We start from the raw sequence: 9,819 nt of genomic DNA on the forward strand, positions 1-9,819 counted from the left end.
GCGTTCTCCAGCTCCCGCAGCGCCTCGTCCACCGTCTCCTGGCTGACCCCGGCGGTCAGGTCGAGCAGCACCTGGGTGCGGAACCCGGCCCGCACCGCGTCCAGCGCGGTGGCCCTGACGCAGTGGTCGGTGGCGATCCCCACCACGTCCACCTCGGTCACCTGGTGGGCGCGCAGCCAGTCGGCGAGTGTGCGCCCGTCCGCGTCCGCGCCCTCGAAGCCGCTGTACGCCGCCTCGTAGGCGCCCTTGTCGAAGCAGGCGTCGACGGCGCCGGAGGCGACGGCCGGGGCGAAGTTCGGGTGGAAGCCGATCCCCTCGGTGCCGGCCACACAGTGCCGTGGCCAGGAGGTTCTGAAGTCGGGCGTCTCGGAGAAGTGGTCGCCCGGGTCGATGTGGTGATCACGGGTGGCCACCACGTGGCGGTATCCGGGGGCGGCGTCGCCGATCAGGTCGGTGATGGCCGCCGCCACGTCGGCGCCGCCGGCGACCGGGAGGGCGCCTCCCTCGCAGAAGTCGTTCTGTACGTCGACGACGATGAGTGCGCGGTGCATGACGAACACCCTTTCGGCTGGTTCCGGTCTCGAACGGTATCGGGTGCAAGGCCGACCACTTCCGAGGCTATGCGGTCGGGCGTGGCGGCGGCGAGGGCTCATACCGGGGGCACGGTCACAGGCTGCCGTCAGGCTTTGGCCTCAGATGTACTCCGTGCGCAGGACGGGCTCCCCCTGGGACAGCTGGGTCGCGGACAGCGGCAGCAGGTCACGGGCCGCCCGGTGCCGGTCACGCGCCGCGTCGAGCCGCTCCCGTGCCACCGCGCGCCCGTCCCGCATCAGCTCCACGCTCAGCAGGTGATCCGCCAGCTCCGCGGGCACCTCGCCGGTGCCGACGACCTCGGCCTCGGCCACCCCGTCCGCGTCCGGACGGCGCGCCGCCCACTTCACCCCGCCGATGGACAGCTTCCCGCCGCTGGAGCGCTTCGCCACCGGCTCCAGCGGCGCGTCCGGCCCGTCCCCGGCCGCGCGGGCCACCATCTTGTACACCATCGAGCAGGTCGGGTGGCCACTGCCGGTGACCAGCCGGGTACCCACCCCGTACGCGTCCACCGGCGCGGCGGCCAGCGAGGCGATCGCGTACTCGTCCAGGTCGCTGGTGACCGTGATCCGCGTGTCGTGCGCCCCCAGCTCGTCCAGCTGGCGGCGCACCCGGTGCGCGACCAGCAGCAGGTCCCCGGAGTCGATGCGGACCGCCCCGAGCTTCGGTCCCGCCACCTCCACGGCAGTGCGGACCGCCTCGGTGACGTCGTAGGTGTCCACCAGCAGGGTGGTGCCGGTGCCCAGCGACTCGACCTGGGCGGTGAACGCGTCCCGCTCGCTGTCGTGCAGCAGGGTGAACGCGTGCGCGCTGGTGCCCACGGTGGGGATGCCGTAGCGGAACCCGGCCGCCAGGTCGGAGGTGGAGGAGAACCCGCCGACGTACGCCGCGCGGGAGGCGGCGACGGCGGCCAATTCGTGGGTGCGCCTGGCCCCCATCTCGATCAGCGGGCGCCCGCTCGCCGCCACCGCCATCCGGGACGCGGCGGCGGCGATCGCCGAGTCGTGGTTGAGGATCGACAAGATCACCGTCTCCAGCAGCACGCACTCCGCGAAGGTGCCGCTGACCTGGAGGATCGGCGAGCCGGGGAAGTAGACCTCGCCCTCGGGGTAGCCGCGCACGGTGCCGGTGAAGCGGTAGTCGGCGAGCCAGCGCAGGGTCGGCTCGTCCACCACCCGCGCCTCGCGCAGATAGTCCAGCAGCGGCGGATCGAAGCGGAAGTTCTCCACCGCGTCCAGCAGCCGGCCGGTGCCGGCCACCACGCCGTAGCGGCGGCCGGCGGGCAGCCGGCGGGTGAAGACCTCGAAGACGGTACGGCGGTGCGCGGTGCCGGCGTGGAGCGCGGCCTGCAGCATGGTCAGCTCGTACTGGTCGGTGAACAGCGCGGTCGAGGGCACGGCCACCGGCAGCCCCAGCTCCAAGTCATCCATGGGATCAGCGTACCTCCCATCTCGTCAAAGTGACGATATCGGGGTCTGTGGCAGCATGGGAGCGTGAGTGCCATCCCCATGGAGGTCGAGCGCACCCAGTCCGAGGGCGCTCCGGTGCAGGTGCCCGAGCCCGAGGTGCCGTGGGTGACGATCGTGCACAACGACCCCGTCAACCTCATGAGTTATGTGACCTACGTGTTCCAGGCGTATTTCGGCTATTCGAAGGACAAGGCCAAGAAGCTGATGCTGGACGTACATCACAAGGGCCGCGCCGTGGTCTCCGAGGGCAGCCGCGAGGAAATGGAGCGGGATGTCCAGGCCATGCACGGTTATGGCCTGTGGGCCACGCTCTCGCAGGACCGGTGATGGCGGGTTACTTCGAACGGGCCGGCGGCGAGGCGGGCGGCGCGGCGATCGCGCTGGACGAGATCGAGATCTCCATTCTGCGCAGTCTGGCCGTCCAGCTGCTGGAGCTGATCGGGCCCGGTGACCGGGCCGAGAGCGTCGGCGACGAACTGGACGCGCTGTTCACGGAGGGCCCGAGTGAACCGCCGAGCGACCCCGCGCTCGCCCGGCTCTTCCCGGACGCCTATCACGGCCCGGAAGACGGTGATCAGGACGAGCGCTCCCGGCAGTACTCCGCAGAGTTCCGCCGCTTCACCGAGGGTGATCTGCGCGCCGGGAAACGGGAGAATCTGCTGCGGGTGATCCGGGCACTCGACGGGCTCTCCGGGCAGGAGAACGGGCCGGGCGGGGCCGTTCTCACCCTGACGCCGGACGACTCCCAGGCATGGCTGCGGACGCTGAACGATCTGCGGCTGGCGATCGGCGTCCGGCTCGGCATCAGCAAGGATGACGACAGCGACCGCCTCTTCGGCCTTCCGGATGACAATCCCGACAAGCCGCTGGTGATGGCATATCTCTGGCTGGGCGGACTTCAGGAATCCCTGATCGCCACCCTTCTGCCGTAATCTGACCCGGTATTGGGTGTGGGTAATGTGACTGTTACCCGCGCTGTGACGTGCGCCACATTGTGTGCATGATGTTGCGTGGTAGGAAATTCCCCATCTGAATTGTCCCCAGCGCGCCACTCGCGGTGTGTTTCCTTCCCCACCAGCAGCCAGAGGAACCTCCACCCATGTCCTGGACTGATGACGTCGACAAGGCGATCAGTGACTTCTTCGATCCGATCAGCAGCGTTGCGTCGGACATCGTCTTCTACAACGTCCCGGTCTTCGGCGCCGAATTCCCGGTGATCGTGGCCTGGCTGGCGATCGCCGGTCTCGTGTTCACGGTGTACTTCGGCTTCGCTCAGATCCGCTACATCAAGCTCGCCTTCAAGTTCGTCAGCGGCAAGTACGAGCAGAAGGACGCGCCCGGCGAGATCAGTCACTTCCAGGCGCTCACCTCGGCGGTCTCGGGCACCGTGGGCCTCGGGAATATCGCCGGTGTGGCGGTCGCCGTCTCCCTGGGTGGCCCGGGTGCCACCTTCTGGATGATTCTCTGCGGCTTCCTCGGCATGGCGACGAAATTCGTCGAATGCACCCTTGGGGTGAAATACCGGGAGATCGACGAGCAGGGCCGGGTCACCGGCGGCCCGATGCTCTACCTGCGCAAGGGCCTCGCCGAGCGCGGCCTGCCGCAGCTCGGCCGGATGATAGCGGCCCCCGCCGCCCTGATGGTGCTGCTCTTCGCCCTCTTCGGCGGCAACGTCCTCCAGGTCAACCAGTCCCTGGAGCAGCTGGCCTCCGTCACCTCGGACAGCACCGACTTCTTCACCGGCTCCGCGGGCTCCCTGCTCTTCGGCGTGGTGATCGCCGTGCTGGTCGGCCTGGTGCTGCTGGGCGGCATCAAGTCCATCGGCGCGGTCACCTCCAGGCTGGTGCCCGCCATGGCGATCATGTACGTCGCCGCCTGTCTGATCGTCATCCTGTTCAACGTCGGCCAGGTGCCCGACGCGATCAGCACCATCATCACCGGCGCCTTCAGCCCCGAGGGTGTCACCGGCGGTGTGATCGGCGCGCTGATCCAGGGCTTCCGGCGGGCCGCCTTCTCGAACGAGGCGGGCGTCGGCTCCGCCCCCATCGCCCACTCGGCGGTCAAGACCAAGCGCCCCGCCACCGAGGGCCTGGTCGCGATGATCGAGCCGTTCATCGACACCGTGGTCATCTGCACCATGACCGCGCTCACCATCATCATCGCCAGCGGCCCGGTCTACGAGGCGGCCCGGCAGTCCGACGAGCCGGTCGGCATCTCCATCACCTCGGACGCCTTCGCCACCGCCCTGCCCTGGTTCCCGAACCTCCTCACCGTCGCGGTGCTGCTGTTCGCCTTCTCCACCCTGATCACCTGGTCCTACTACGGGCAGAAGTCCTGGCACTACCTGTTCGGCGCCTCCAAGGTCAGCGACACCGTCTACAAGGTCGTCTTCTGCTTCTTCGTGATCATCGGCGCCATGATGTCGCTGGGCTCCCTGGTCGACCTCTCCGACTCCGCGCTCTTCCTGGCCGCCGTCTTCAACATCATCGGGCTCTACCTGCTGGCCCCGGTCGTGAAGAGGGAGCTGAAGAAGGTCCTCGAATACGTCCGGCGCCGCGACGCCGGTGACACCGAGGAGGAGATCGAGGCCGACGAGCGCGCCGCCGAAACCGCCGAGGCCGAGGCCCGCGCCGCCAAGACCCCGCTGGTCAAGGACTGACCTCAGCCCCCGCCCCTGCCACCGCCCCCGGCCCGCTGACGCGGCCGGGGGCACCCCCTCTAGGGTGGGCCGCATGCTGACCATCACCCGAGAGCTGCACGACGCGATCCTCGCCCACGCCCGCCGGGACCACCCGGACGAGGCATGCGGCATCATCGCGGGCCCGGCCGGCAGCGACCGCCCCGAGCGGTTCGTCCCCATGCTCAACGCCGCCCGCTCGCCCACCTTCTACGAGTTCGACTCCGGTGATCTGCTGCGCCTGTACCGGGACCTCGACGACCGCGACGAGGAGCCGGTGGTCATCTACCACTCCCACACCGCCACCGAGGCGTACCCCTCGCGCACCGACATCTCCTACGCCGGCGAGCCGGGGGCCCACTACGTCCTCGTCTCCACCGCCGAGTGCGGCAACGACGAAGGCCCCTTCTCCTTCCGCTCGTTCCGCATCGTGGACGGGGAGGTCACCGAGGAGGAGGTCCGCATCGTGGACACCTACGGTGACTGATCGGGAATCGATACGATGACCGCATGGTTCTCCCTGGCACGCACGGTCACCCACCGGGCGCGTCCATGGCACGCCGTCCCACCTGATCTGGAGCTTTCATGGCCATCGAGGTCCGCATCCCGACCATCCTGCGCACCTACACCGACGGCGAGAAAGCCGTGACCGGAGCCGGCGCCACCCTGGCCGAGCTGATCACGGACCTGGAGTCCCGCCACCCCGGCATCCGGGCGCGGCTGGTGGAGGAGAACGGCGAGCTGCGCCGCTTCGTCAACGTCTACCTCAACGACGAGGACGTCCGCTTCCTCAAGGGCAGCGCCACCGAGCTGACCGACGGCGACCAGGTCACCATCCTGCCCGCCGTGGCCGGAGGCGCGCGCTGATGCGCTTCGACTCCCCGCTGGCCTCGGTCGGCAACACCCCGCTGGTGTTGCTGCCGAGGCTCTCGCCCTCCGGATCGGTCCGGGTCTGGGCCAAGCTGGAGGACCGCAACCCCACCGGCTCCGTCAAGGACCGGCCCGCCCTGTACATGATCGAGCAGGCCGAGAAGGCCGGCCGGCTCACCCCCGGGTGCACCATCCTGGAGCCCACCTCGGGCAACACCGGGATCTCGCTGGCCATGGCCGCCAAGCTCAAGGGCTACCGCATGGTGTGCGTCATGCCGGAGAACACCTCCGCCGAACGCCGCCAGCTGCTGGCCATGTGGGGCGCCGAGATCATCTCCTCGCCGGCCGCCGGCGGCTCCAACACGGCGGTGCGGGTCGCCAAGGAGCTGGCCGCCGAGCACCCCGAGTGGGTGATGCTCTACCAGTACGGCAACCCGGACAACGCCGGTGCCCACTACGCCGGCACCGGCCCCGAGATCCTCGCCGACCTGCCCTCCGTCACCCACTTCGTGGCGGGCCTGGGCACCACCGGCACTCTGATGGGTGTGGGCCGGTATCTGCGCGAACAGCGGCCGGAGGTACGGATCGTGGCGGCCGAGCCGCGCTACGACGACCTGGTGTACGGGCTGCGTAACCTGGACGAGGGCTTCATCCCCGAGCTGTACGACGCCTCCGTGCTCAGCACCCGCTACTCGGTGGGCTCCGAGGATGCGGTGCGCCGCACCCGGGAGCTGCTGGAGCAGGAGGGCATCTTCGCCGGGGTCTCCACCGGCGCGGTCCTGCACGCCGCGCTGGGCGTGGCCCGCAAGGCGGTACGGGACGGGGAGGACGCCGACATCGTCTTCGTCGTCGCGGACGGTGGCTGGAAGTACCTGTCCACCGGCATCTACACGGCCGCGAGCACGGAAGAGGCGGTGGAGCTGCTCCAGGGCCAGCTCTGGGCCTGACATCCGGGCGGGGCGGCGCGAGAGCCGCGCCCGGTTCACGCTGAGTGTCGGTGTGCTCACGTACAGTCGTTCGCGTGAGTGTGCACAGCTATACCGGCGCCCGCTCCGAGGTCCAGCGGACCTTGCGGAGCCGGCTCATGGACCGGGACTCGATCGCGCGCCGGCTGGACTGGCCGCTGCTGGGCGCCGCGCTGGCGCTCTCACTGCTGGGCGCCACCGTGGTCTACTCGGCCACCCGGGCCCGTACCGACCTCACCGGCGACGATCCGTACTTCTTCCTGATGCGGCACCTGCTGAACATCGGCATCGGGTGCGGGCTCGCCGCCCTGGTGGTGTGGCTGGGCCACAGCCGGCTGCGCGACCTGGTGCCGGTGCTGTACGCGGGCACGCTGGTGCTGTGCCTGGTGGTGCTCAGCCCGCTGGGCAGCAATGTGAACGGCTCGCAGAGCTGGATCCAGCTCGGCGGCGGCTTCGCCTTCCAGCCCTCGGAGCTGGTGAAGGTCTCCGTCATCCTGGCCATGGCCACCCTGCTGGCCGCCGGGGTGGAGGGCGACGACAGCTCCGTCCCCGACTCGCCGTCGGTGCTGCGGGCGCTCGGCCTGGTGGCGATCCCCTCGGTGCTCATCCTGGCCACCCCGGACGTGGGCACGACGCTGGTACTGGCCGCGATCGCGCTGGGCGTCCTGATGAGCTCGGGCGCGGCGCGCGGCTGGATCGTCGGGCTGGTCACGGCCGGGGTGCTGCTGGCGGTCGCGGTCTGGCTGCTCGGAGTACTCGACCAGTACCAGATCAACCGGTTCGCCGCCTTCGCCAACCCCGCACTCGACCCGGCCGGGGTGGGCTACAACACCAACCAGGCGCGGATCGCCATCGGCTCGGGCGGGCTCTTCGGGCAGGGGCTCTTCCACGGCAGCCAGACGCTCGGCCAGTTCGTGCCGGAGCAGCACACGGACTTCATCTTCACGGTGGTGGGGGAGGAGCTGGGCTTCGTCGGCGGGGCGACGGTGATCGCCCTGTTCGGCGTCATCATGTGGCGCGGCTGCGTGATCGCCATGAAGTCCCCCGACGTGTACGGCACGATCGTGGCCGGGGGCATCGTCACCTGGATCGCCTTCCAGTCCTTCGAGAACATGGGGATGGCACTGGGCATCATGCCGGTCACCGGTGTGCCGCTGCCGTTCCTGTCCTACGGCGGGTCCTCCACCTTCGCGATCTGGATCGCGATCGGGCTGCTGCTGGCCATCCAGGTGCGCCGCAAGACCACGCGCAACTGACGACCGGCGGGGCACCGGCCGGGCACCGGCCCGGCTCAGTCCCGGTCGCCCCGGCCGCTTCCGTCGCCCCGGCCGCCGGGTCCGTCGCGGTCATCGCGGCGGCCCCACGGCCACCGGCGTCGGGTCCGGCCCGACCCGCCCGCGCCCAGCCGCGCGGTGCCGTCCACGAGCGCCGCGATGAGCGCCACACCGGCGATCACCACCAGGACAATCCACCACAAGGCGTCCATGTTCCGACGGTACCCCGCGACGGTGATTCCGCCCACACCGCGGACCGGCCGGGGCGCGGCGAGCCGCCGTGCGACTTACAGTCATTCGAACCCCACCACGGAGGTTCCCCCGTCCATGAAGCTCACCGTCGTCGGCTGCTCGGGGTCGTTCCCGTCCGCGGACTCGGCCTGTTCCAGCTACCTCATCGAGGCCGAGGGCTACCGGCTGCTCCTAGATCTGGGCAATGGCGCCCTCGGCGAGCTGCAGAAGTACACGGGTCTGTACGACATCGACGCGATCGCGATCAGTCATCTCCATCCCGACCACTGCATCGACATGTGCGCCTACTTCGTCGCCCGCTACTACCGCTACGAAGGCGGCCGGTGCGAGCCGATCCCGGTCTACGGCCCGCAGAACACCGAGCGGCGGCTGACCACGGCGTACGACGACACGCCGTCGGAGAAGTCGATGAGCGAGGTCTTCGACTTCCGCCCGCTGACCGCGGGCGGCACCTTCCGGCTCGGGCCGCTCACCGTCCGCACCGACCGGGTGACGCACCCGGTGGAGACCTACGGCTTCCGCATCGAACACCGCGGCCGGACGCTGTGCTATTCGGGTGACACCGGGGAGTGCGGCAACCTCACCGAGCTGGCCAGGGAGTGCGACCTCTTCCTGTGCGAGGCGTCCTTCACCCACGGCAAGGAGGACATCGGCGAGCTGCATCTCAACGGCCGGCAGGCGGGGGAGTGCGCCGAGCGGGCCGGGGCCGGGAAGCTGGTCCTCACCCACATCCCGCCGTGGACCGATCCGCTGACCAATCTGCGCGACGCGCGCGCGGCCTTCGGCGGCCCGGTGGAGCTGGCCAGGCCCGGGGCGGTCTATCGCGTCTGAGACCGCCCACTAGGCTCACCCGCATGTCTCGTATCGACGGCCGCCAGGCCGACCAGCTCCGACCCGTCTCCATCGAGCGCGGCTGGAGCAAGCACGCCGAGGGTTCCGTGCTGGTGTCCTTCGGGGACACCAAGGTGCTGTGCACCGCCAGCTTCACCGAGGGCGTGCCGCGCTGGCGGCGCGGCAGCGGCGAGGGCTGGGTCACCGGCGAGTACGCGATGCTGCCCCGGGCCACCAACACCCGGGGCGACCGGGAGTCGGTGCGCGGCAAGATCGGCGGCCGCACCCATGAGATCTCCCGGCTGATCGGCCGTTCGCTGCGCGCGGTGGTGGACTTCAAGGCGCTCGGCGAGAACACCATCGTGCTGGACTGCGACGTGCTCCAGGCGGACGGCGGGACCCGTACCGCCGCCATCACCGGCGCCTACGTGGCGCTGGCCGACGCGATCTCCTGGGGCCGTACCCGCAAGCTCGTCAAGGGCAAGGGCCAGCCGCTGACCGGCTCGGTGGCGGCGGTCAGCGTCGGCATCATCGGCGGGGTGCCGATGCTGGACCTCGCCTACGAGGAGGATGTGCGGGCCGGCACCGACATGAACGTGGTGTGCACCGGGGACGGCCGCTTCATCGAGGTCCAGGGCACCGCCGAGGGGGTGCCGTTCGCCCGGCACGAGCTGAACGCGCTGCTGGATCTCGCGGTGGCCGGGTGCGCCGAACTCGACGCGGCGCAGCGGGCGGCGCTGGCGGCCGACTGAGCGCGGTCTCTCCGGCCGGGGGCGGTGACGCGCGGTGAGCGCGCGGGGCCGCCCCCGCCCTTTGTCCGGTATCCCGAACGAATTTCAGAATCCCGAACGATTTTCCGCCGTAAACCTTGACGTCTCCGAGTACCCCTC

The 9,819-nt window shown here is 70.1% G+C and carries 12 protein-coding genes; 9 read left to right on the forward strand and 3 right to left on the reverse strand.

The features are described 5' to 3' along the window. Positions 1-551: isochorismatase family protein (locus tag ACFV5N_RS19320; protein ID WP_385601164.1), on the reverse strand; the 551-nt coding region annotated here is incomplete at its 3' end. A 141-nt stretch (positions 552-692) separates the two neighbouring features. After that, a complete protein-coding gene (locus ACFV5N_RS19325) occupies positions 693-2,021 on the reverse strand; it encodes a nicotinate phosphoribosyltransferase (RefSeq protein WP_385601166.1) in 1,329 nt (442 codons plus the stop codon). Positions 2,022-2,099: 78 nt separating this feature from the next. Here ACFV5N_RS19325 and clpS point away from each other — a divergent pair, with 78 nt between their 5' ends. The 7 genes from clpS (at position 2,100) to rodA (ending at position 7,828) form a co-directional block, all read left to right on the forward strand. Further along, positions 2,100-2,387 (forward strand): ATP-dependent Clp protease adapter ClpS, encoded by a 288-nt coding sequence (gene clpS, locus ACFV5N_RS19330; protein ID WP_385601188.1) that lies wholly within the window; start codon positions 2,100-2,102, stop codon positions 2,385-2,387. After that, on the forward strand, positions 2,387-2,992 hold the full coding sequence (locus ACFV5N_RS19335) for a DUF2017 domain-containing protein (RefSeq protein ID WP_385601168.1): 606 nt from the start codon (positions 2,387-2,389) through the stop codon (positions 2,990-2,992). Before clpS ends, ACFV5N_RS19335 begins: the two co-directional genes overlap by 1 nt. 167 nt (positions 2,993-3,159) lie before the next feature. Further along, the gene (locus tag ACFV5N_RS19340; RefSeq protein ID WP_385601171.1) at positions 3,160-4,719 is read left to right on the forward strand and encodes an alanine/glycine:cation symporter family protein; all 1,560 of its coding nucleotides are present in this window, start codon (positions 3,160-3,162) and stop codon (positions 4,717-4,719) included. A gap of 73 nt (positions 4,720-4,792) precedes the next feature. After that, positions 4,793-5,224, forward strand: a complete 432-nt coding sequence (locus tag ACFV5N_RS19345) for a Mov34/MPN/PAD-1 family protein (protein ID WP_019433229.1) — start codon at positions 4,793-4,795, stop codon at positions 5,222-5,224. A gap of 98 nt (positions 5,225-5,322) precedes the next feature. After that, on the forward strand, positions 5,323-5,604 hold the full coding sequence (locus ACFV5N_RS19350; protein ID WP_385601173.1) for a MoaD/ThiS family protein: 282 nt from the start codon (positions 5,323-5,325) through the stop codon (positions 5,602-5,604). After that, positions 5,604-6,554: a PLP-dependent cysteine synthase family protein gene (locus tag ACFV5N_RS19355; RefSeq protein WP_385601176.1), complete on the forward strand. Its 951-nt coding sequence runs from the start codon at positions 5,604-5,606 to the stop codon at positions 6,552-6,554. Before ACFV5N_RS19350 ends, ACFV5N_RS19355 begins: the two co-directional genes overlap by 1 nt. A 137-nt stretch (positions 6,555-6,691) precedes the next feature. After that, positions 6,692-7,828 (forward strand): rod shape-determining protein RodA, encoded by a 1,137-nt coding sequence (gene rodA, locus ACFV5N_RS19360; protein ID WP_385601189.1) that lies wholly within the window; start codon positions 6,692-6,694, stop codon positions 7,826-7,828. A 35-nt stretch (positions 7,829-7,863) separates the two neighbouring features. On the opposite strand, the gene ACFV5N_RS19365 is transcribed toward rodA, so the two are convergent. Further along, complete coding sequence (locus ACFV5N_RS19365; protein WP_385601179.1) at positions 7,864-8,058, reverse strand: hypothetical protein; 195 nt, start codon at positions 8,056-8,058, stop codon at positions 7,864-7,866. Between the two features lie 115 nt (positions 8,059-8,173). Between ACFV5N_RS19365 and ACFV5N_RS19370 the strand changes: the two genes are divergently transcribed. Both ACFV5N_RS19370 and rph read left to right on the forward strand, forming a co-directional pair. Then, a complete protein-coding gene (locus ACFV5N_RS19370) occupies positions 8,174-8,929 on the forward strand; it encodes an MBL fold metallo-hydrolase (protein WP_385601182.1) in 756 nt (251 codons plus the stop codon). 23 nt (positions 8,930-8,952) lie between these two features. After that, on the forward strand, positions 8,953-9,681 hold the full coding sequence (gene rph / locus ACFV5N_RS19375; protein ID WP_385601185.1) for a ribonuclease PH: 729 nt from the start codon (positions 8,953-8,955) through the stop codon (positions 9,679-9,681). Positions 9,682-9,819: the final 138 nt, after the last annotated feature.

Origin of the sequence: Streptomyces sp. NPDC059853 (assembly GCF_042731495.1) — a bacterium.
In the GTDB taxonomy this organism is placed as follows: domain Bacteria; phylum Actinomycetota; class Actinomycetes; order Streptomycetales; family Streptomycetaceae; genus Streptomyces.

What these genes read in the sequence shown, in the direction of transcription:
- rodA (WP_385601189.1), top strand. Translation starts at nt 6,692, where the DNA reads ATGGACCGGGACTCGATCGCGCGCCGGCTGGACTGGCCGCTGCTGGGC.
- ACFV5N_RS19350 (WP_385601173.1), top strand. Translation starts at nt 5,323, where the DNA reads ATGGCCATCGAGGTCCGCATCCCGACCATCCTGCGCACCTACACCGAC.
- ACFV5N_RS19365 (WP_385601179.1), bottom strand. Translation starts at nt 8,058, where the DNA reads ATGGACGCCTTGTGGTGGATTGTCCTGGTGGTGATCGCCGGTGTGGCG.
- rph (WP_385601185.1), top strand. Translation starts at nt 8,953, where the DNA reads ATGTCTCGTATCGACGGCCGCCAGGCCGACCAGCTCCGACCCGTCTCC.
- ACFV5N_RS19335 (WP_385601168.1), top strand. Translation starts at nt 2,387, where the DNA reads ATGGCGGGTTACTTCGAACGGGCCGGCGGCGAGGCGGGCGGCGCGGCG.
- ACFV5N_RS19340 (WP_385601171.1), top strand. Translation starts at nt 3,160, where the DNA reads ATGTCCTGGACTGATGACGTCGACAAGGCGATCAGTGACTTCTTCGAT.
- ACFV5N_RS19355 (WP_385601176.1), top strand. Translation starts at nt 5,604, where the DNA reads ATGCGCTTCGACTCCCCGCTGGCCTCGGTCGGCAACACCCCGCTGGTG.
- ACFV5N_RS19345 (WP_019433229.1), top strand. Translation starts at nt 4,793, where the DNA reads ATGCTGACCATCACCCGAGAGCTGCACGACGCGATCCTCGCCCACGCC.
- ACFV5N_RS19370 (WP_385601182.1), top strand. Translation starts at nt 8,174, where the DNA reads ATGAAGCTCACCGTCGTCGGCTGCTCGGGGTCGTTCCCGTCCGCGGAC.
- ACFV5N_RS19325 (WP_385601166.1), bottom strand. Translation starts at nt 2,021, where the DNA reads ATGGATGACTTGGAGCTGGGGCTGCCGGTGGCCGTGCCCTCGACCGCG.
- clpS (WP_385601188.1), top strand. Translation starts at nt 2,100, where the DNA reads ATGGAGGTCGAGCGCACCCAGTCCGAGGGCGCTCCGGTGCAGGTGCCC.